The organism is Treponema sp. (assembly GCF_051883275.1).
Lineage (GTDB): Bacteria > Spirochaetota > Spirochaetia > Treponematales > Treponemataceae > Treponema_D.
The window spans coordinates 236540-257943 of sequence record NZ_JBJETK010000046.1; the positions used below are offsets into that span (position 1 = coordinate 236540).

Here is a 21404-nt window from a genome sequence, read left to right on the forward strand (position 1 = left end):
CGTCTAAGAGTTGAAGCGGCATGGTTCTATTTTTTTACATTGCAAAAAAAAAGCAATAATTGTATACTATAAATACAGTGTCGGAATTATATATTGTTGCAACGCCTATTGGAAATTTGGGCGATATGACTTTTAGGGCTGTGGAAATTTTGAAAAGCGTTGATGTTGTTGCGGCGGAAGACACACGCCATACGCTTCAGCTGTTGAACTATTTTCAAATAAAAAAGCCCTTGGTCAGCTGCAGGGCGCAGAACGAGCAGGCTGCATCTGGAAAAATTATAAAGCTGCTTGATGAAGGCCGCAAAGTTGCCTATGCAAGCGATGCGGGTACTCCGGGAATAAGCGACCCGGGAGCAGTCCTTGTGGATTTTGCCAGAAAAGCAGGGCATACTGTGATTCCTGTTCCCGGAGCAAGCGCATTTGCCGCCTTGGTGAGTGTTTCCGGCTCGGGAGGAAAAACTGTAATTTTCGAAGGTTTCCTTTCGCCCAAGCCGGGAAGAAGAAAAAAACGTGTGAGGGAGCTGCTGGAAACGGGAGATGCAGTTGTTCTTTATGAAAGTCCGTTTAGAATTGTCAAGCTTTTGGCTGATATTGCTGATATAGAAGGCGGACGCAGGGTTGTTGTTGGACGTGAGCTTACAAAGCTTCATGAAGAGATAACAGAAGGAAGCGCACAGGAAGTTTTTGAAGACTACAGTTCACGCTCAAAGGTTCTCGGTGAATTTGCAGTTTTCATTTCGGGAAATAAAAATATCAAGAATTCAGAGGATTCTTCCGATAAAATAAGTGAGGCAAGATATGATGATAAACAAGATTTCAGAGCTTAACGCTCTAAACACATTGCAGAATACAAAGCGCTCAAATAACATTCCTAGTTCTCACTATGAAGATGAAATCAGTGTTTCCGATGAGGCTAAGGCTATGGCAGAGGCTATGTTTATGCAAAAAGTGGCAGAGGAAACTCCAGATGTCCGCTCAGAGCTGGTGGAGCAGATTAAGCTTAAGATTCAGGATCCGAATTACCTCAATGAAGCTACGATTGCAGCGACTGCGGATCAGATTTTAAGCGCTTACGGTTTGTAATTTTCCGTATTTTTTTGCAGGGGATAAATTAGGGCGGAATAATTCCGCTCTTTTTTTTTGCAGGAGTTTTTATAAATGGCAGATTTTATATTTAAAATTTCACCGAATATTGTGCTTGGATCATATACAGCGTCGCGGCTTGGACAGTATGCGCTGGAGTATGGCACTAAATTTATGGTTATAATGGATCCTGTTTTAAAGGAATCCGGAATTGCTTCTAAAATAACCGATTCTCTTTCGGAGAGAAGCGTTGATTACTTTGTGTTTGATGAGATTCCTCCTGTGGCTGATTCAGAGACTGCCGTGGCTGCCCTCAAGCTTGCAAGAAATGCGAGGGTTCATGGAATTATCGCTGTGGGCGGCGGAAAGACAATTTCGATTGCCCGTGTTGTGTGCGCCCTTTATTATGAAAATGTAAAAAGCCTGTACGATTATATAGATGAAAAGCTGCCGCCGCCGGGAAAAATGCTTCCGCTTATCTGCCTTCCCTCCACATGCAGGGATGATTTTGTTTTTACCGACAGAGCCTTTTTGGCTGATGCGAGGTCTTCAAGGATTCAGCTTGTAAAAACCCAGAACGGACTTTGCCGCCTTGTGCTCTGGGATCCAAACCTTCAGGTTTCCCTGACAGAAAAACAGGTTTCCTGTATGTCAATAGAATCGCTTGCTTTTGCTGTTGAAGGCTATCTTAGCCCGAGGTCTACATTTTTCAGTGATATGATTCTTGAAAAGGCAGTTCAGCTTTTAGGCTATGCAAATGACGGCGCACCGGGGCTTTCCGTTACGACACCGCAGGAAGTTCTCTTGACACAGGGGGGCTGCATGGCTTCCTTGGGGGCTGCCTCAAGCTCATTCGGCGCGGCTCATATTCTTGCGCTGGCTATCAATTCACGCTACAAAATTTCAAGGTCGCTTGTTTCTGCTATTTTGCTTCCGTATATTATAGAAGATGCGTCTTCGTTCAAGGCGGAAAAACTGGCTGTTTTAGCGCGGCTTTTGAATATTTCGCACCAGGAGGATTCAGTCGCTTCTTCTGTTTCTTCCCTTGCTGACTATGTAAGGCAGAAAATCGCCAAGGTGAATATTCCTGCCAGGCTAAAGGATCTTTCTCTTTCTATAGATCAGCTTTCATCCGCGGCGGAAGATGCAGGGGATCTTGAGCTTATGAACAGCCTTCAGCGGAGCATGACAACAGATGATTTGTTTGAGCTGATAAAGAAGGCGTACTGATGATAAATCCTGCTAAACTCTTTCAGCTTGAGCCGGGACAGAAAAGGCGCAAACTGGCTCTTACTTTTGGAGAGCTTGAGCGCGATATTGCCGGAATCGCAGAGCATGGAATGGAATACCGGTTTTCAGGAATGTCCAGGCAGGACTATACCAAGACAGTTGCCCGGATTGTGCTTGAGGATCCCAAGCTGCCTGAAGCTGCCGCCGCGGAAATAAAGAAGCTTATCGAGGCAGAAGATTTTGATGAGCGGCGGCTGTGCAATGTCGCCAGGAATTCCCTTCTTGCCGTTATAGGAACTTTTCCGGCTGAATGGGATCTTGTTATTGCTCCCCATGCTGTTTCTGAGCTTTCTGTCGAGAGCAGGTCTTTTTTCAAGGGTGTAAATGTGTATGCTGAGGATATACGCTCTCCGTTCAACATAGGCTCTATTTTTAGAACTGCGGAGGCGATGGGCTGCGAGCATGTCTATATTTCCCCGAACTGCACTGATCCGTATCAGCCGAGGGCTTTAAGAAGCGGAATGGGCTGTGTGGAAACCATGGGATTTTGCCGCTGTCCGCTTGAAGAGCTTCCGGGTGATATGCCTGTTTTTGTTTTGGAAACGGGCGGAACTCCGATAACTGAATTTTCGTTCCCAAAGGAAGGAATTGTGATAATCGGTTCAGAAGAGCTTGGAGTAAGTCCCGAAGCCCTGAAGCGCGCCACCTGCGGAATAGTTTCAATTCCGATGACGGGACTGAAGGCTTCCCTTAATGTTGGCGTTGCGTTTGGAATTCTTATGCAGGCCTGGGTTCAAAGCCTTTCATCTGAAATTCATTGAAAACAATTCATATTTGCATTAAAGTGCTCTATAAATAGGAAAGAAGAATGAAAGTTGCTATTGTACATGACTGGCTTGTAAATTACGGCGGAGCTGAAACCTGGGTTGAATATATGCTTCGTCTTTATCCTGATGCAGATATTTTTACTCTTGTGTATGACAAAAAGAAGATGGGCTCGCATTTTTCAGGCAGGAAAATTTACACTTCATATATACAGAAGCTGCCTTTTGCCTCCAGGCTCTATACAAAGCTTTTGAAATTTATGCCGCGCGCATTTGAATCCTTTGACTTTTCCGGATATGATCTGGTTTTGTGCTCTTCTTCGTGCTGTGCAAAGGGTGTGGTGACTCCGCCTTCAGTTCCCCATATCGCCTACATTCATTCGCCTATGAGATATGCATGGGATCTGTTTTTTGACTACAGAAAAAGAAGCGGCCGGCTGACACGCTTTTTTATGAACCGCTGGATTCCTGCGCTCAGACAGTGGGATTATATTTCAAGCCAGCGTATTGACACTGTGGTTGCGAATTCGAATTACATTGCGCGGCGCATAAAGAAATTCTGGAATGTAAACGCAAAAGTTGTATACTGCCCTATAAACACCAGCCGTTTTTTTCCGTCGGATGAAATTTCTGCTCCGGAAGATTTTTACGTGGCGTTTTCAAGGCTTGTTCCCTATAAGCGCGTTGACCTTGCGATAACTGCCTGTAAAAAACTGGGGCGCAGGCTTGTTGTAATAGGGGCCGGCTCTGAGATGGACAGCCTGAAAAAGCTTGCCGGAAAAACCAGCGATATTGTTTTTACAGGAAGAGCTTCCGATGATGAAGTCCGCTCTTATTTGCAGCGGTGCCGTGCTCTTATTTTTTGCGCGGAGGAAGATTTGGGACTAACTCCATTAGAGGCTCAGGCATGCGGACGTCCTGTCATTGCATTCGGAAAGGGAGGCAGCCTGGAAACTGTTGTGGACGGAAAAACCGGGGTTTTCTTTGCGCGCCAGGATACAGACAGTGTGGCAGATACAATACTCCGCTTTGAGCAGCTTGATTCGCAGGGGATTTTCAAAAAGGATGATATTGTTGACCATGCGCGGCAGTTCAGCATAGAAAAATCACTTGAGCAGTTTCAGGAAATTATCAGGGAAACTCAGGAAAGAATAAAATGACAAACCAGGTTTTAGCGGATTTGCTTGTCCTTGCTCTGCTTTTTATTGGAAATGCGCGGTTTCTTTTTGTGAATCATTCGCAGAAGGATACGCTGTCAATTCTTCCGTTTGCGGGGCTTTTTGTTTCAGTTGTGAATATTTTTGTATTTACACTTTCATTTGAAAATTTTCTGATTTTTATTTTGGCTTTATTCTCATCTGTCTGGAATGTTCGTTCTGTGCTTAGAATGTTTTCAGAGGTTATCCTGGATCAATATGAGATTAGGCTGATTTCGATTTGCTCTGTGAATGCGCTTCTTGCTGCCTTGATGATTTTTGCCGTGATTTATTTCCGTCCAATGAATCCCAAGAAAATGCGCCTGCCCGTAAAGCAGACATCTGCGCTTTATTCTGGAAATATAAGCGAAGGCTTTTCCGAAGTTAATGCTCCCTTTGTATTTCCCGGTTTTCGGCTTTTCTCCTTTGGGCCTGAAACTGAAAACGCATCCGGAAGAAAAATCATATTGTTTGCCTCTCCTGAAACTGCAAATTCAAGTTTGTACAATGCATTTTTCTGCAAGCTCGCAAATAATGGATTTTACGTTTATGCCGTTGATGTTTTAAGGAACAACTGCCTGTCTTCTGAAACTGATGTGCCTTTGAATTTTACAAGACGTTTTTCTGCGCTCAAACGGAAAATTTTTAATTCGGCCGCTTATGAAGAAAAGCAGAAAAAATCCTCTTTTGCAGAAGATCAGTTTTGGATTTTGCTTTCTCTGTGCAATCCTACAGAAAAGGATACAGTTTTCTTGGTTACAGATGAAGACTTGTCTGGCTCCATGCAGTCTGTTATTCAAAAAAGCCTTATAAAAATCTTCGGATGCTTTGATCTGGCATATATAGATGGTTACAGAACCAAGGGAGCTGGCCCTGTTGAGAACACAGATCCGTTTTTGGCATCGATTTTAGGGGTGCAGATGGACAGAAGCGGCTATATGTCGAGTCATTTGGGTACAGTTTTGTCTGACTTTATAAACACTCAGATGATAAATGAATATTAGCCGATGTTGTAATATCTGCGGCTTTTAACTATAATATTCTCATGAATAAAATCACAAAAGAAAAAATTTTGCCGCTTTCACTGAGCCTTGCGGTTGTTTTGCTGGATCAGATAACGAAATGCATTGTTGTAAAAAATATTCCCCGCCTTTCAATTTTTTCAGATGACGCTGTGATTGAGGTTTTCGGAAAATATCTTCGGCTTGTCCATGTGCGCAACAATGCGATTGCCTTCAGCATGGGCTCAGGGCTTTCTGACACTCTGCGCGGATTTCTTTTTGCGCTCCTTCCGCTGCTTGTTGTTATTGCAGTTTATGTGATTTATTTTAGAAACAACGAATTTACAAAAATCCAGCGCTGGGCTATATGCGGAGTTCTCGGCGGCGGAATAGGAAATCTTATCGACCGTTTTTTCCGTCCGGAAGGTGTTGTTGATTTTATAGATTGCTATTTTTTCGGTCTATTTGGAATGGAAAGATGGCCTACGTTTAACATTGCGGACAGTGCGGTTGTTGTTTTTGGAGCCGTGTTTTTTGTGGCTTTTCTTCTTCAGTCTAAATCAGGCGGTGGAAAGGAGTAGGTGATGAACAGAAAAGTTTTTTATCTTTTATATGTGTTGATTTCCAGCGCTGCGAGCATTTTGTTTACGTTGTTTTCCATTGGCGCGCTTTTTGGAGTTTGCTTTCTTCTTTTGAAATTCGTATTCCATGCAGGAATTGAAGCCTATGCGAATGCTGTTTTTGGCTGTTTTACAATCGGCTTTGTGCTGAGTTTTTTTCTGTATTCAAAAATCACCACGAAAATTATAAAAAAATATTCGCTTTATGAAAAATTTGGTGTGCGCGCAAAAAAAGGCGGCGATTCCCCTGAGAATTCCGACCTGGCAAATAAAACAGTTCTCCCTGATTCTGTAAAGGAAATTCAGGAAGACGAAAAATGGAGAGAATAGGAATCTCAGGCAACTTTAACAGTATTTTCAAAATGCCCCTGGAGCTTATGGCTTCAAGGGCATTTTTTATGTCTATAACAGTGCGGCTCCGCGGAATTCTTCTATTTTTTTGTAGCCGTGGGAGCGCATGAAAGTTTTCAGGCCTTCGATTATCTGCACCATTGCCTTTGGGTTTGAGAATGTTGCAGTTCCCACTTGAACAGCGGAAGCTCCTGCCATTATGAATTCCACTGCATCCTGCCATTTTTCAATTCCGCCAAGCCCGATTATAGGAATCTGTTTTTCCTGCGGAAGGGAGCGAACTGCCTTTGCGACATCATAGACCATTCGGAGCGCAATGGGCTTTACCGTCGGTCCGCACAGACCCGCTTTTATATTGTCAAACACAGGGCGGCATTTTTCAATATCGATGGCAACAGCCTGTATTGTATTTATAAGGCTGAGCGCATCTGCTCCGGCTTCTATGCAGGAAAGAGCCACGGAAACTAAATCAGGGGCATTCGGGGAAAGCTTTACAATCAGGGGCTTTGAAGTTGCTTTTCTGACTGCGCTTACACAGGCAGCTGCGGCTTCAGGATTTATTCCCCATGCCATTCCGCCGGCTTTTACATTCGGGCAGCTTATATTCAGTTCGATTGCAGGTACAGATGTTTTGTCCAGAAGCTCTGCACCCTTCACATAGGAGTCCAGATCGTGTCCTGCGAGGTTTGCTATTGAAATGGTGTCAAGCTTCAGCATCTCGGGAAGTTCATTCTGTATAAAATGCGGAACTCCGGGGTTTTCAAGGCCTATTGAATTTATGTCGCCGGAAGGCACTTCGATTATCCGGTCTCCCGAATTTCCTTCACGTGGATTCAGAGTAAGACCCTTTGAGCAGATGCCGCCCAGCGCCGATACGTCAAAAAATCCCCTGTAATTCTGGCCGAATCCGAATGTTCCGCTGGCTGCTATAACAGGATTCTTGAATTTCAGTTTTGCGATTTCAACGCTCAAGTCCGGCTCCATTGTTTCTGCAAGCGGCTCTCTGCGTGCAAAATCCGGTTTTTCAAATTCCAGAATATCTGCATTAAAGACAGGACCGTCTTTGCATACGCGGCGGTTTCCTTCTTTTGTGCGTATTGTGCATCCGAGACAGGCTCCGACTCCGCAGAGCATTTTCTTTTCTATGCTCAAAAAGCATTTTACGCCGGCTTCCTTTGCGATTTTCTGTATATAAGCGAGCATTGGAGATGGTCCGCATGCATAAATTGTGCTGTATCCCTGCGCTTTTATGGTGTCAGTTGTGAGCGCGGCTGTTATCATTCCGTGAATGCCTTCTGAGCCGTCATCTGTAGTTATGACAAGTTTGTCAGGGCGGATATTTTCCAGACCATAGCTTCCGGTTTTGAAGCTTGCATAAAAGTCATAGGTTTTTTCTGGCAGGGAGGAAGCAAAATTGGCTACGGGTGCAACTCCGATTCCTCCGCCGCAGATACAGATTTTTCCTTCTGATTTATCAAATGTGTTTCCCAGCGGCCCTGTCAGCTCCAGTTCTGACCCTGTTAAAAGGTTACAGATTTCAGCTGTCCCCGTTCCTTTTTTTAGAATTAAAAACTGAACCCTTAAAACAGTGTCGGATATTCGTTCTGAATGAAAAACGCTTATCGGGCGGGCGAACTGCACAGTGCTTTGAACTGGTTTTATCAGGTAGAACTGTCCTGGCAAAGGGGAAACTTGGGTTTTTCGCTCAAGATGAATTTCTGTTTCCAGAAAAAATATGTCCGGGCGAATCATTTTTGATTCTGTAATCAGGGTCTTCCCTGAAAAAAGAATGCCGTTTCCGTCTTTGTCAATTTCAGGCTTATCCATTGTTATTTCCTTAAAAACTATCGGTAGTTTGTTTTTGCAATACTAACTAAAGTTAGTTAATTCGATTTTTGATGCTATGGCAGCTTTTGCGGCGGCTTCGACTAAGTCATCAAATGAAAGCGCTTTTCCGCTTTGCTGTTTTTGGATACAATCAGAATCTTTTTTCCATGCGCATAAAATTCCGCGGGAAGAATTCACAGTTCCGCCTGCATTTTTCAGCAAGGTTGCGCAGATACTTGCGGCTCCCCCCTGTGCGCCGTATCCTGGAATCAAAAAGAAAATATTTTTATATGCCTGCCGCAGGGAAATTGCATCGCTTTCTTCTGTGCATCCTACAACTGCGCCTACCGGGCTACAGGTTTGCTCTGGATAAATTTTTTCCATCTGGGATCTTATTGATTCAAGTTCTTTTCCAACTTCATCAAGAACGCGTCCTCCCTGCTTCAGTTCCTTTTGCTCAATGTCTGTCATTCCGGGGTTGCTTGTTCTCAGCAGAACGAAAACGCCTTTTCCCTTGGATGCGCAGAATTCTGTAAAGGGCTTCAGTGTGTCAAAGCCCATGTATGGATTTATTGTTATTATGTCTGATTCAAAGTCGCCGGAAAAATGCGCCCTTGCATACGCTGATGCCGTGGCTGCAATGTCTCCGCGTTTTATATCGGAAATGCAAATCAGCCCTGATTCCTTTGCCAGCTTCAGAGTTTTAGCATAAACTTTAAGACCTTCAATTCCCATTGCTTCATAATAGGCAATCTGGACTTTAAAGCAGCAGGCGCTTTTGTCATGCTTGATTCGTTCTATTAGCAGCTTGTTGTATTCAAGCACTGCCTGGGCTGGTGAAGACTGATCAACCAAATTGGCGGGAATGTAGGACGGATCTGTGTCCAGTCCAACGCAAAGAGGTCCGTTTTGGACGGCCAGTTCCTGTAAAATTTGCATATTGTGTTTCATGCGTTCATTATAGCACTTTTATAGTAAATCTGTAAAATCCTTTATATATTTAGTCAGCCCCCTGATATGTATATGTTACGTAATCTGCCTGCCATCCACAGGCACCAGAACGACAGTTCTGCACCCTGCGGAATGGCTTATCCACAGACAGTGGAATAGCGAGGGTGCGGTGTGTGGAAAATGAAGCATGCGCTTTCAGGGTGCCGGCTAGGCTAGTTTCTGAATGAATGAATCGGTGCTGGAATTCTTCCGCCGCGGTTTATAAAATCCGCACAGCTGAAGGAATTCACGTCGATGACAGGGCAGCCTCCAAGAAGTCCTCCGAATTCCACCCATTCACCCGCCTTTTTTCCAGGAGCAGGAATAAGCCGGACAGCGGTTGTCTTGTTATTGACCATTCCGATTGCCATTTCGTCTGCCATAATTCCGCTGATTGTGGTTGCCGGTGTGTCGCCGGGGATTGCAATCATGTCGAGGCCCACAGAACATACGCAGGTCATTGCTTCAAGTTTTTCAAGAGTGATGGAGTGCTGTTTTACGGCATTTATCATTCCTTCATCTTCGCTTACTGGAATAAATGCGCCGCTTAATCCGCCTACATTTGTAGAAGCCATTACGCCTCCTTTTTTCACCATGTCGGTTAACATGGCAAGCGCGGCGGTTGTTCCAGGCGCACCAGCTCCCTCAAGTCCAATTTCTTCAAGAATGCGGGCAACGCTGTCTCCCACTTCCGGAGTCGGTGCAAGGGAAAGATCCAGAATTCCAAAGTTTACACCCAGGCGTGCGGCGGCTTCAGTTCCGACCATCTGACCCATGCGTGTGATTTTAAATGCCATCTTTTTGATTCCGTCGGCCAGTTCATTGATAGGGCGGCCCTTGTATTCACGTGCGGCGGCGAGGATTACTCCGGGACCTGAAACGCCTACATTGATTACGGCATCTCCTTCTCCCGGTCCGTGGAATGCTCCTGCCATAAAGGGGTTGTCTTCCGGCGCATTTGTAAAGACTACAAGCTTGGCGCAGCCGTTGACTTCGCAGTTGCGTGAAACTTCAGCCGTCTTTTTTATGGTTTCGCCCATGAGCTTTACAGCATCCATGTTTATTCCGTTTTTTGTGGTTCCGACATTCACGCTTGAGCACACAAAACTGGTTTCTGCAAGGGCTTCTGGAATTGAATCAATAAGAATTCTGTCAGCAGGGGTAATTCCCTTCTGCACAAGCGCGCTGAATCCGCCGATGAAATTCACGCCTAATTCCCGGGCGCATTTGTCGAGGGTTCGGCAGTATTCAACGTAGGATTTTTCTCCGCTGGCTCCTGCAACAAGCGCAATCGGTGTTACGGAAATTCTTTTATTGATGATCGGAACTCCGTATTCCTTTTCTATGTCCTGACCTACGCGCACAAGATTTCCTGCATAGCGCATGATTTTGTCATAAATTTTTTTGTTGGCTTTTTTTGCGTCTGAATCTGCGCAGTCTAGAAGCGAAATTCCCATCGTGATGCATCGGATATCAAGCTTCTGGCGCATGAACATGTTTACTGTTTCTTCAATTTCTACAGGTGAAAAAATCATACATTCCTCAAAATTCTAAGGAAACACTGGACAATCCGGATACGGCTTATTCAGCATTACCATAAATAGGACATTCTCTAAAAGTTGTCTGCGACGATTTTTGAAAATGCCAGCGGGTTTTATTCTACTTTATTGCACTGAATATTGCAATTATCGGCGCACGGCCTGATTTGCCCGGAAAACTGAATTTTTTCAGCACAGCCTTAATTAGAGCCGTTTATGCTCTGCGCAATCCTGAAGCCGAACATTGTCGGATAGCTCCGGCAGATTATATATAAATTGTTTGACGGAAGCTTTAGGTTTGCGTCATCGTTTGAATAATGTCCGCCGAGCGCATTCTTGATGAAGCAAATTTCGCTTACATTTCCTGTCATGTCATAAATTCCAAGTCCATTCGCTTTTCTGGAGGCGCATGCTTCGGAAGCATCTCCCACAACGGCGACTTCTTCAAGAGTGTCGCTTCCGCTGTATTTAAATGAACGGTTATACTGGTTTTTATCTTTGTATGCGCCGTATGCCGCATATTCCCATTCGGCGGTAGTTGGAAGTCTGTAGCCATCTGAGCTTTTGTCCACGTGTATGCCGGAAACTGCATCTGAATCTGAAAGCGACTTTATCTCCGTTTCTAGTGCCTCGTCGGAATAGTAGACCGGGCGCAGCCCTTTCATTCTGGAAAGCGCATTGCACCACACGATGCAGTCTGCGTGCGCTATGCTTGTTACCGGCTTGTATTTTCCTGCTGTCGGAGATTCGCTTGTGTTGCTTCCTTCACGCCCCGGATTTTCAAAGGAATAGCCGTGTCCTAAAGCCCACTTGTACACTTCATGCCACAGCGTATACGTTGTTTCGACATAGTTTATTCTGTACGGAGCAAGAAGCGTGCCTTTAAGGTTGGTAGTGCTGGGATTATCGTGATCACGTGTTTCAATCCAGCAGTTTTCCGGGAATGTTGTTTCTTCCTCAAGAATGCAGATCATTTTAAGGCTGTCAATAACGTGGGTTTCTGTTCCTATTGAATCTTCAAGGTCGTGAAGCATGTCTCTGCACGATGTGACAAAAAGTGCTGCGGTCAGAATGAATGTGGAAACAAGGGTTTTCATAAACAGGGGGGGGGTAATTGTGTTTCATTTTTTCACAGCATCCGGCATGAAATTAAATACAAAGCCTATTTTCGGCCCTGCTGAAAAGAAATTCCTGCTTTCTTCCTGCTGATAGGAAAAGCGCGCTCCGGTATCAAGAGAAACTGTAAGATGTTCCGTTTTGACGAAAGCTTTTCTTACGCTCAAAGCGCCTCTTGCAAGAAAATCGTAGTACACATCGTCAATTACTCCTGAGCTTGCTGTAAGAACTTTCAGCCTGGATATGGAAATTCCGGCTCCGGCATCTGCCTGTATGCTTATATCCTGCGGAAGCTGCCAGCGGTACCAGATTCCCCACAGCAGGTTGTACATATCAAGGTTTTCAACTTCTTCTCGCACTGGAAAATAATACAGATAGTCAAAATTAAAAAGAATGCCGATTTTTGCATTTTGGACAATGCCGCGCAGAATTTCACATTCGACTCCGACACCAGCTCCAGCGGCGCTTTTTGAATAGTCTTCCATGTCGCCGAATGGAAAAGCTGAAACATAATAGGCAGAAAAATCAAGATGTGAAACCGCATCTGAGAGTATCTGGTTGGAAGCACTTTTTTCCGCAGTTTTCCTGCTGCCAGGATTTTCTTTTGCAAACCCGGCAGAAAGAAAGAATATTAAAAATGAAAGGACGGTACAAATTTTTATTTTCATGTGCATATTATAAGGATATCTGCAAAAAAATAAAGCGCATCTATAGAGAGTGTCTGCGAGTTTTAAGTCGTTGTAATAGCACGACTTAAAACATCGCCTTTTCAAAGTTATCTCTAAAAATTGCAATTTTTAGAGATAACCATTATTGTTGAGGGAACCTCTAAAAAAATCATTGAAATTGAATTTTCTGAGGTTCTACTGGATTATTTTTCCGTGATTTCTTCAAGCGCGCTTTCCGCTGCGATTTTTCCGTAGATACAGATATCCGCAACAGCATTTCCGCCGAGCCTGTTCGATCCGTGTATTCCGCCTGTTACTTCGCCTGCCGCAAAGAGTCCCGGAACAGGATTTCCTTCGTTGTCTATTACCTGGGCTTTTGTGTTTATTGTGAGTCCTCCCATGGTGTGGTGAACCGCGGGGCCGACTTCAACTGCATAATAAGGCGGATTTTCAAGGGCGCACGGCATTTCTGTGGGCTTGCGTCCGAGGGGATCTTTGCCGGATTTTTGAATCGAGGCGTATTCTGACAGAGTTTTTTCAAATTCATCCGCAGGAATTTCAAGCTTTTCTGCGAGTTCCGCCGCGGTTTCTCCCTGTGTAATCAGGCCGTTTTTTATGTAGGTTTCGATAGCCTTTAAAGATCCGCGGACTTCCTGGTCGAACACAAGGAACGCTGTGCCGCCCTTCTGGCTGAGGATTGCCTTTGACATTTCGTCTCTTGTTGCCATTTCAGTGCAGAATCTTTTTCCGCTGCGGTTTACAAGAATTGCTCCGTTTCCGCGCACAGCCTCGGTAATCATTGTGCCGTTGCCTGGAACGACGGTAGGGTGGGTTTGAATTTCGTCCATCTGTGTAAGCTGAACGTTGAATTTCTGCACCCAAGAAAATGCATCTCCTGTGGCTCCCTTGTGATTTGTTGTTCCGAATCCTTCAAATTCCGGCTTGTAGGAAGAAACCATTTTCGGGTTTGCGCCGAAGCCTCCCGTTGCGATAATTATGGATTTTGCGTTTACGATGTATTCGCCGCTGTCTGTCTGAACCACAGCGCCTGTGGGTCTTCCGTCTTTACTGAGCAGGTCTATGACTTTGCTTGAGCAGCGGATTTCAGCTCCTGATGCCAGAGCGGCTTTTTCTAGAACCGGAATGATATTGGAGCCTACCGCGCTTCCTCCCTGCGGACGGTGTGTGCGCCTGTTTGTGGAGCCTGCCATTTTTCCCACGTCAGTCAGATCTGCGCCAAGGGAAATAAGCCAGTCAACTGTTTCAGCGGATTTTTCAGTTAGATTGCGCACAAGTGAAGGGTCGTTCTTGTAGTGTCCGCCTTTCATTGTGTCCTCAAAGAACTGTTCGTTTGTATCCTGAATTCCAAGCTTTTTCTGCACGGAAGTTTCGCTTGCGTTGAGGCCTCCTGTTGCGGCTATGGTGTTGCCGCCCACATTTCCTTCTTTTTCAAGAACGATTACGCTGGCTCCCTTTGATGCTGCTTCTGCCGCCGCTGAAAGTCCTGCGCCTCCGGCTCCGATAACCAGAATATCGCATGAAGTGTCGGACACAGGCTGCGCATTTTGTGCGGATTTTTTTCCGCGCGCGGAATTCACTGCATTTTTCAGGGCGGAAATAGTTGCCTTTGAGGTTATGGTTGCCCCTGATACAATGTCTATGCCGTCTGTTTTTCCTTCAGCTGAAAACTGCTCAAGAATTGAATTTATAGCGGCCTTTGCATAGTCGGTTTCCTGTTCCTCGGTTACTTTTGCCGCTGTGATTTTTCCATTTTCAACTGAAAACGAAACTGCGATTGTTCCGTTCCGTCCTTCTGACTTGCCTGAAAATATTCCATCGGGCAGCATCTGCTTTTTTGCATTGACTGACAGGGCCGCTATTGAGATTCCTGATGCAAGCAGAAATGCCGCTGCCGCCAGTGAGTTTCGTGTGTTTTTGCGTTTCATATATTCCTCCGGAAATTATATTGCCGGTTAAAATATAGCGTAAAAACACAGGTTGGAACAGGCTGTTTCTTTAGAATTCCTCGTCAGCAAGCTGGACAAAGCCTGAATTGTTTCTGCACCAGTTTTCCGCGTAAGACGCTTTTTTGCACAGGATTTTTACAGAGGCTCCGAACGCGTTGCTTTCAATATAGTCCACGGATTCAGGGAGTACGACTTTTGCGTTCTGTCCGCACTCTGCAAAGGCTTCCTCGCTTATGCTTGTTACGCCTTCTGGAATTCTTATTGACTCCATGTCTGTTTTATAAAAGGCTCTTCTTCCGATTCCCTTTACGTCTGATGGAATGGACACGTTTTTTCTTTCGCCGCTGTAGAACAGGAGCATGCAGTTGTGCGTGTTTATCATCATTCCGTTTTCGTATCTGTAGTTCTTGTTGATAGGCAGATATTTCATGCTGTTCGGAAAGGCTGTTTTTGCACATGATATGAGGTTGTCCGGGAACACGAAATTCTTTATTCCCGTGCAGTTTGCAAAGGCGCGGTCGTTTATTGATTTTATGTTTTCATGCAGAACTATTGACTGGATTTCCTCGCAGCCTTCAAATGTCTGTTCCTCAATGGTTGTTATGTTCTGGGGAATGTCTATTGATTCAAGCGAGATGCAGTTGTAGAAGGCTCTTTTTCCGATTGCCATGAGGTTTGCCGGAAGCTCTATTGTTTTTAAGTTTACACAGTCAGCAAAGGCGTTTTCGCCTATAATAAGGACACTGTCAGGAATTTTTATTGAAGAAACCATTCGGTGATTGTGAAAAGTTGTTTCCGTTATTTCTGTTGTTCCGCTTGGAATTTCAACATCCATCAAAGAAAAATCCATTTTTGCAGCTCCGTAATTTTTAGTTTGTTGCCCTGTGGAAATTCCTGGAATTTTTCAGGGCTTTACTGTAATACTATCATTCTTGCTTTTAGTTGTCTAATGATTTTTCTTGTTTGAAGGAATTGTTTGAACTTTGTCTGCATTATCGATATTATTTCAGCATGAAAGAAACACTGCATTATGTAAAGGCCAGCACACGCTACAAGCGGGAACACAAGCCTGACTACGGCAAGGAGAAAATTGAAATTCTCTACGAGGACAAGGATATTGTTGTTGTGAACAAGGATTCCGGCTTACTTTCTGTTCCTTATCCCGGAAGCAAAGCGCGCACTGCTGTGGAGCTTCTTGAAAAGATTATGCGTAAAAACGGTACTTTTGCCGAGAACCACCGTCCTTTTGTTGTTCACAGGCTTGACCGTGATACAAGCGGAGTGATGATGTTTGCCCTGAATGAAAGGGTACAGAAGAAAATAATGTCCGCCTGGAAAACTATGGTTACAGAACGGCTTTACCGCGCAGTTGCCGAAAATCCACGCAGACATCATCCTGAGCTGCCTGATTCAGGGCTTATAGATGAGCCGCTTGCAAAAAATGCCTGCCACCAGGGTTATGTTCCTAAAAAAATTGACAGCAGTGTTGAAATTTGCGAGGCGAGAACGAATTTTACTGTGATTCTCAGGGGCAGAACACATACTTTGTTTGAGCTGTCACTGGATACAGGGAAAAAGAACCAGATAAGGGCGCATCTGGCCTCAAAGCATTATCCGCTTGCAGGAGATGAAAATTACAGGGCCAGAACTGACCCCTTTCACCGGCTTGCGCTTCATGCAAGAACACTGGCCTTTGTGCATCCTGCAACAGGAGAAAAGCTCCGGTTTGAAATTCCTGAGCCTGAAAACTGGGCAGAGTATGTTCAAAAGGGTGATCCGCATCCTGTGCCGCCTGTATGGGCAGAAGAAAAAAAGAGCATAGATGTCTACAATGCAAGAGTGGAAAATATAAAGGGTTCTGGACATTCTCTAAGAAAACAGGCAAGGAAAATGGATTTTATTTCCCGTGGAAAAAGCGGAATAAGATAAAAAAACAGCAAACTAACGTTTATTATTTTTCAACGACCGTTAGTTTGCTAGGGTAAAGCCTCAAATCGCAGGAATATTATTAAAACGATAAAAAACCTTGTTGTATTTATAGAAAAAACTTCTTGTAGCAAGGCTTGAATTTCACTATTATTTTGGTATGCAGATAAAACTTGATAATCTAAAGAAGACATATTCCGGGCCATCGGGAATTGTCACTGCGGTGAACGGGATTTCGCTTGAAATTCCTGAAAAAAATATTTTTGGAATAATCGGAAGAAGCGGCGCTGGAAAAAGCAGCCTTGTGCGCCTGATAAGTCTTCTTGAAAAGCCGGATGAAGGTCAGGTTTTTTATGGCGACAAGAGGGTTGACAATTTAACAAATCATGAATTGATTCTGCGCCGTAGAAAAATCGGCATGATATTCCAGAATTTCAATCTTTTTACATCAAGATCTGCGGCTAGAAATATTGCCTATCCCCTTGAAATTTGCGGGGCTTCAAGCAGCTTTATAAAATCCCGGGTGGAGGAAATGCTTGCTCTTGTTGGGCTTGAGGACAAGGCGGATTCTCCTGTAAGCGCATTGTCGGGCGGACAAAAACAGCGGATTGCGATTGCCCGTGCTCTTGCAACAGATCCTGATGTTCTTTTCTGCGACGAGGCCACAAGCGCGCTGGATCCGCAGACTACAATTTCTATTTTAAACTTGATTCGTGATATTCAGAAAAAAATAGGCTTGACTGTTGTTATGATTACGCACCAGATGGAGGTTGTCCGCGATGCCTGTGAGCAGGTTGCTGTGGTGGACGCCGGAAGAATTGTAGAGCAGGGCAAAGTCAAGGATATTTTTAACTGCCCGAAATCAGAAGTCACAAGGGAATTTGTGCGCGGCATGTCATGGAATTCAAAAAGCAGGCTTGTGCGCTGGTCTGATGAAGGCGGACAGTTTGTGCTTCATTTCAGGGGAGAAAAAACGGGAAATCCTGTGATGAGCACTCTTGCAAAAAAATTCGATGTTGAATTCAACATTCGGGCCGGAGGAATTCAGCATATAGAAAGCGAGGACTTTGGAACTATGCTTGTTGATTTTTCCGGCAGCAAAACAGAGATTCAGAAAGCCCTTTCATTTTTAAAGGAACAGGGAATTATCGTTGAGGACATTTCGCAGTCATAGCGGCGGCTGATAAGCCCGGGTTTTATAGTTTTTTATCAGGAGGAAGAAAATGAGCCAGATTCTTATTTTAGTACGGGAGGCATCGCTTCAGACACTGGAGATGGTTTTCTTTTCAACTGTGATTTCTCTTGTGCTTGGCTTTCCTGTCGGCGGGCTGCTTTATGTTACAAATCCTGGCGGAATTTCTCCGCGGCCGGTGCTGAACCGGATTTTGAGCAGAATAGTAAATGTTCTGCGCTCGTTTCCGTTTATCATACTGATGATTATTCTTTTTCCGCTTTCCAAGCTTATACTGGGAACAAGAATTGGAACGGAGGCTGCTATTATTCCTCTAAGCATCGCTGCGGCGCCTTTTGTTGCCCGTATTATTGAAACTGCGCTGAGCGAGGTTGATCCGGGAATGATTCAGGCGGCTCGGGCTATGGGCTCTACAGACTGGCAGATTATATGCAAGGTTGTTATTCCAGAGGCGTTTCCTTCTATTATTTCAGGAATTACGCTCACTGTTATAAATCTGATCGGATATTCTGCAATGGCTGGAACTATTGGCGCAGGCGGACTTGGCGATCTTGCAATACGCTATGGCTATCAGAGATTTCGCACTGATGTTACTTTTGCCGCGGTCATTGTTATTCTTGTTCTTGTGGAGCTGGTTCAGTTTGTAGGAACATTTCTTGTGAACAAAATAATCAGCCGCCGCTAGACGGTTTTGCCTCCCCAGAAGGCTGAATTTTCTCTTTCGCGGCGGATTGTTTTTTCAAAGTCTGCTTCCGGCTCGCAGTTTTTTTCTATTTGAAGTGCTGTGGCATGAAGCCTGTTTATGCACTTGCTTTTGTCGCTGTAGCCGAGCTTTGATTTTTCTATGGCATCTCCAAGAATCCTTATGCTTTCGTCGTAGATTTTGAGCGGAACAGGAAAGGGATGTCCGTCCTTTCCGCCGTGGGCGAAACTGAATCTTGCAGGGTCTTTAAATCTGCTGGGTGTTCCGTTTATGACTTCGCTTATCAGTGTCAGTGATTGAAGTGTTCTTGGCCCGAGCCCCGGTGTCAGCAGGAGCGACTCGAAATTTTCAGGCGGCGCTTCATAGGCTGTGGCAAGCACTGCTCCAAGGCGCTTCAGGTCTACGTCTTTTTCAGTTACATTATGGTGAAAGGGAAGCGATATGCTTCTTTCGTCCTGTGCAAGAACAGATTTTATTTCCTTTATAATTCTGTCCGGGTGTTCCCTTGAAATTGAAAGTATTGAATTCCGTGCGCCATCAGCCTTGGAGTCGGTCAGGTTCAGAATTTCACCTTTGTTTTCTCCTGTTACCCCGGAATGAGGCTCCTGCACAAACGAAGTCAGGTTTTGGGAACACCAGTGGTAGCGGCGGGCTGTTTTTGTCTGTGTGTTCATTCCCTGCTGGACAACCGCCCAGTCACCCTGGTCGCTTAGAATAAAGTTATGCTGATAAAGCTGGAATCCGTCCTGAACAGCGGCTCCGTCAACTTTTGCAGTGAGCCGGCTTGCGTTTACAAGCATGTTTCCGTCGAGACCCGTTGCATCGCTTAGGTACATAAGCTCTTCCGGCGTTTTCCGGGAGTATTTTCCCCTGCCGCCGCAGATGCACAGCCCGAATTCCCTGGCACGTGGATTTATTCCGCGCTTGAGCGCATACATTACGCTTGTAGTGATTCCCGAAGAATGCCAGTCCATTCCCAGAACTGCGCCGAAAGACTGAAACCACAGTGGATCACTGAGCCTGCGCAGAACTTCTTTTTTTCCCTGCTGAATCAAAAGCGATTCCACAATGAGCGTTCCAAGCTCCTTCATTCTGTCCGCGAGCCACATTGGAACTGTGCCTGTATGAAGCGGAAGATCAGCGTGTCCTGTCCGAGACGGCATTTAGTCCATTGCTCCCATTGCATTCAGAATGATGGCCGCCGCTGATGTTGAAGCTGTTTCTGTGCGAAGAATCCGCTTTCCCATGCTCAGAAGGGAAAATCCGCTTTGCTTTAAAAGTTCTCTTTCTGAATCAGTCCAGCCGCGTTCGCTTCCGATGGCAGCTGTGGCTTTTTCGGGCGGAATTTTCAGCGCGGAAAAGAGGCTTTGCGATGGATTTACATTGTCGAGCGCAAAAAGCTCTCCGTCAAATTCGGCTTGCTCAAGGCAGGCTTTGAGCGACGGATAGATAAAAAGTTCTGGAATATGCGTGGAAGCTGCCTGTGTGCTGCCATCCATAAGAAATTTCCGGGCGCTTTCCTTTGCCGCAAGCCCTGAATTCAAATAGGATTTTTCTCCAAGCTCCGTGCCTGCAAGATGAACTTCCTGCACCCCGAGTGAAGCCAGATCTCGCAGAATCCGCTTGAGCTGTATGGGCCGCGGAAAGCCTATGATCATTTTCAGCGGATAAAGCTTTTTGCCGTCTGATTCCGGCGTGAATTCAAAAAAAAGTTTTCCTTCTTTGCCGTTTTCGTCCGTTATTTTTTTTATTACAGAAGTTCCTGCCTTGCCCCCGATAATTCCAGATGAAAAGGTGTCGCCTTCCTTTTTGTGCAGAATTTTCAGTATATGCTGGGCGCGTTCATCCTGGATGTTGAGCGGCGATGAAATTTCTTCCGGGGAAAAAAGGCAGATGTTCATTAAATAAATTTCCTCAGTTCCTGATGGTGTATTGTCTTTGTTTTTACAGCGATTATGTAGCTCCCGAACATTGCGGTTAATGCATCGATTCCGGCGGCATAGGCGCAGATAACGGGAACAGCGTTTTTCAGCAGCAGATAACCTGATTCAAATCCGCGGCCGTACAGAAGGCACATTGAAGTTATCGCCGCAAATGGACCGCCCATCGGAATTTCCGCCAGCGCAAAAGAAAGCGCAAATGAAACTCCTGCAATCCACATGACATCCAGCATAGGAATTCCCAGGCTTGAATATGAGCGCAGAATAAGGACAAAGCCGGCCGCCTGAACCAGTGCTGCCCCTCCGCGTCCGAAGATTGCAAACAGCGGAAATGAAAATGCATTGACTCTCCGCCTGATTCCAAGGCTTTCCTTTCCGTGGCGAAGGCTTGTTGCAAGCGCAAGGTTTGTATCTCCGCTGAAAAATGCAACCAGAAAAGGACAGATGGAGGCATACAGGACACGGTAGGGATGCATTTCGTGGCAGAGAATTCTAAGTGTCAGAGGGTAGATTACAAAGGCCACAAGCAAAAGGTCTGCGGTCAGCATGATAAGAAGTCCGTTGTAGACTCCGCTTCCCACAGCCGCAATAAAATCTAGTGTCCAGCGGCACATGACTGCAATCATTCCGACTGCAAAAACTTCAATAAAGAAGCTCAGAACTATATAGAAAACTTTGCTCAGCGAATCAAAAATTCCCACAGCTGCCTTTGAGGCGTTTTTATCGCTTGCCGCCCCGGCTCCTGCAAGTCCCGCAAAAACAAAGCATGGCAGCAGATAGGCGCCGTCAATCAGGGATTCAAAGCCTGAATACGGAAAAAGCTTTGTCAGCAGGGTTTGCCATGCAAATATCACAGTTTCAGAGGCCTTTTCTGTGGTGATTGGAATTCTCGGAAGATTTATGATAAGCGCAGACACCAGCCCTAAAAGCATGAGCGCAAATGATGAGGCCAAAATCACGGCGAAAGTCCATGCTGCTGTTGATGCCAAAAGCTTTTCGTCCCTGAGCTTGAAAAAAGAAACTGAAACAGAAAAAAACATGACAGGAAGAAGCGAGTATCTTCCAAAGCGCACTGCGATTTCTACTATAAAATTCAGAACCGCCTGTCCTTTTACTGTCATCGGTGAAAGAAACAGGGCAAAAACCAGTCCGATTGCAATGCCGATTAAATATTTAAGCCAAATTCTCATGGAAACAGATTATAACAGGGCTAAAGAAAAAAGTGAACCTCT

General features: G+C 45.1%; 21 protein-coding genes. 11 read left to right on the forward strand and 10 right to left on the reverse strand.

All coding sequences use genetic code 11. The annotated features are described in order from the left end of the window. Window positions 1-77 precede the first annotated feature (77 nt). The 8 genes from rsmI to ACI4L0_RS07870 all read left to right on the forward strand — a co-directional run bounded on the left by rsmI (window position 78) and on the right by ACI4L0_RS07870 (window position 6284). Window positions 78-827: a 16S rRNA (cytidine(1402)-2'-O)-methyltransferase gene (rsmI, locus tag ACI4L0_RS07835; RefSeq protein WP_439799607.1), complete on the forward strand. Its 750-nt coding sequence runs from the start codon at window positions 78-80 to the stop codon at window positions 825-827. Next, the gene (locus tag ACI4L0_RS07840; protein WP_439799608.1) at window positions 799-1083 is read left to right on the forward strand and encodes a flagellar biosynthesis anti-sigma factor FlgM; all 285 of its coding nucleotides are present in this window, start codon (window positions 799-801) and stop codon (window positions 1081-1083) included. Before rsmI ends, ACI4L0_RS07840 begins: the two co-directional genes overlap by 29 nt. Before the next feature lie 75 nt (window positions 1084-1158). Beyond that, window positions 1159-2313: an iron-containing alcohol dehydrogenase gene (locus ACI4L0_RS07845; protein WP_439799609.1), complete on the forward strand. Its 1155-nt coding sequence runs from the start codon at window positions 1159-1161 to the stop codon at window positions 2311-2313. Next, on the forward strand, window positions 2313-3134 hold the full coding sequence (locus tag ACI4L0_RS07850; RefSeq protein ID WP_439799610.1) for a TrmH family RNA methyltransferase: 822 nt from the start codon (window positions 2313-2315) through the stop codon (window positions 3132-3134). Before ACI4L0_RS07845 ends, ACI4L0_RS07850 begins: the two co-directional genes overlap by 1 nt. A gap of 47 nt (window positions 3135-3181) precedes the next feature. Beyond that, window positions 3182-4297 (forward strand): glycosyltransferase, encoded by a 1116-nt coding sequence (locus ACI4L0_RS07855; RefSeq protein WP_439799611.1) that lies wholly within the window; start codon window positions 3182-3184, stop codon window positions 4295-4297. Next, window positions 4294-5337, forward strand: coding sequence for a hypothetical protein (locus ACI4L0_RS07860; protein ID WP_439799612.1), 1044 nt, complete (start codon window positions 4294-4296; stop codon window positions 5335-5337). The genes ACI4L0_RS07855 and ACI4L0_RS07860 overlap by 4 nt, the downstream gene beginning before the upstream one ends. Window positions 5338-5378: 41 nt before the next feature. After that, a complete protein-coding gene (gene lspA, locus ACI4L0_RS07865) occupies window positions 5379-5915 on the forward strand; it encodes a signal peptidase II (protein ID WP_439799613.1) in 537 nt (178 codons plus the stop codon). Window positions 5916-5918: 3 nt separating this feature from the next. Then, window positions 5919-6284 (forward strand): hypothetical protein, encoded by a 366-nt coding sequence (locus tag ACI4L0_RS07870; RefSeq protein WP_439799614.1) that lies wholly within the window; start codon window positions 5919-5921, stop codon window positions 6282-6284. Window positions 6285-6356: 72 nt separating this feature from the next. On the opposite strand, the gene ACI4L0_RS07875 is transcribed toward ACI4L0_RS07870, so the two are convergent. From ACI4L0_RS07875 to ACI4L0_RS07905, 7 genes are all read right to left on the reverse strand, one after another. Next, window positions 6357-8132: a dihydroorotate dehydrogenase gene (locus ACI4L0_RS07875; RefSeq protein ID WP_439799615.1), complete on the reverse strand. Its 1776-nt coding sequence runs from the start codon at window positions 8130-8132 to the stop codon at window positions 6357-6359. A 42-nt stretch (window positions 8133-8174) separates the two neighbouring features. Continuing rightward, window positions 8175-9083: an orotidine-5'-phosphate decarboxylase gene (pyrF, locus tag ACI4L0_RS07880; RefSeq protein WP_439799616.1), complete on the reverse strand. Its 909-nt coding sequence runs from the start codon at window positions 9081-9083 to the stop codon at window positions 8175-8177. Between the two features lie 212 nt (window positions 9084-9295). Beyond that, window positions 9296-10657, reverse strand: coding sequence for a PFL family protein (locus tag ACI4L0_RS07885; protein ID WP_439799617.1), 1362 nt, complete (start codon window positions 10655-10657; stop codon window positions 9296-9298). Between the two features lie 203 nt (window positions 10658-10860). Beyond that, window positions 10861-11757, reverse strand: a complete 897-nt coding sequence (locus ACI4L0_RS07890; RefSeq protein WP_439799618.1) for a formylglycine-generating enzyme family protein — start codon at window positions 11755-11757, stop codon at window positions 10861-10863. A gap of 24 nt (window positions 11758-11781) precedes the next feature. Beyond that, the gene (locus tag ACI4L0_RS07895) at window positions 11782-12444 is read right to left on the reverse strand and encodes a hypothetical protein (protein WP_439799619.1); all 663 of its coding nucleotides are present in this window, start codon (window positions 12442-12444) and stop codon (window positions 11782-11784) included. Between the two features lie 203 nt (window positions 12445-12647). After that, complete coding sequence (locus ACI4L0_RS07900; RefSeq protein ID WP_439799620.1) at window positions 12648-14390, reverse strand: flavocytochrome c; 1743 nt, start codon at window positions 14388-14390, stop codon at window positions 12648-12650. A 70-nt stretch (window positions 14391-14460) separates the two neighbouring features. Beyond that, complete coding sequence (locus ACI4L0_RS07905; protein ID WP_439799621.1) at window positions 14461-15261, reverse strand: leucine-rich repeat domain-containing protein; 801 nt, start codon at window positions 15259-15261, stop codon at window positions 14461-14463. 161 nt (window positions 15262-15422) lie between these two features. Here ACI4L0_RS07905 and ACI4L0_RS07910 point away from each other — a divergent pair, with 161 nt between their 5' ends. From ACI4L0_RS07910 to ACI4L0_RS07920, 3 genes are all read left to right on the forward strand, one after another. Then, on the forward strand, window positions 15423-16340 hold the full coding sequence (locus ACI4L0_RS07910; protein WP_439799622.1) for an RluA family pseudouridine synthase: 918 nt from the start codon (window positions 15423-15425) through the stop codon (window positions 16338-16340). A 157-nt stretch (window positions 16341-16497) separates the two neighbouring features. Continuing rightward, window positions 16498-17511: a methionine ABC transporter ATP-binding protein gene (locus tag ACI4L0_RS07915; protein WP_439799623.1), complete on the forward strand. Its 1014-nt coding sequence runs from the start codon at window positions 16498-16500 to the stop codon at window positions 17509-17511. 49 nt (window positions 17512-17560) lie between these two features. Beyond that, a complete protein-coding gene (locus tag ACI4L0_RS07920) occupies window positions 17561-18214 on the forward strand; it encodes a methionine ABC transporter permease (RefSeq protein WP_439799624.1) in 654 nt (217 codons plus the stop codon). Here the strand turns inward: ACI4L0_RS07920 and ACI4L0_RS07925 are convergent. From ACI4L0_RS07925 to ACI4L0_RS07935, 3 genes are read right to left on the reverse strand one after another with little or no spacing between them, the layout of a single operon-like run. After that, window positions 18211-19395 carry a DUF763 domain-containing protein gene (locus ACI4L0_RS07925; RefSeq protein WP_439799625.1) on the reverse strand — a complete coding sequence of 395 codons (1185 nt, stop codon included), beginning with the start codon at window positions 19393-19395 and terminating at the stop codon, window positions 18211-18213. The genes ACI4L0_RS07920 and ACI4L0_RS07925 overlap by 4 nt on opposite strands. Further along, window positions 19396-20133: an RsmE family RNA methyltransferase gene (locus tag ACI4L0_RS07930; RefSeq protein ID WP_439799626.1), complete on the reverse strand. Its 738-nt coding sequence runs from the start codon at window positions 20131-20133 to the stop codon at window positions 19396-19398. Continuing rightward, window positions 20133-21362 carry a dicarboxylate/amino acid:cation symporter gene (locus ACI4L0_RS07935; protein ID WP_439799627.1) on the reverse strand — a complete coding sequence of 410 codons (1230 nt, stop codon included), beginning with the start codon at window positions 21360-21362 and terminating at the stop codon, window positions 20133-20135. The genes ACI4L0_RS07930 and ACI4L0_RS07935 overlap by 1 nt, the downstream gene beginning before the upstream one ends. Window positions 21363-21404: the final 42 nt, after the last annotated feature.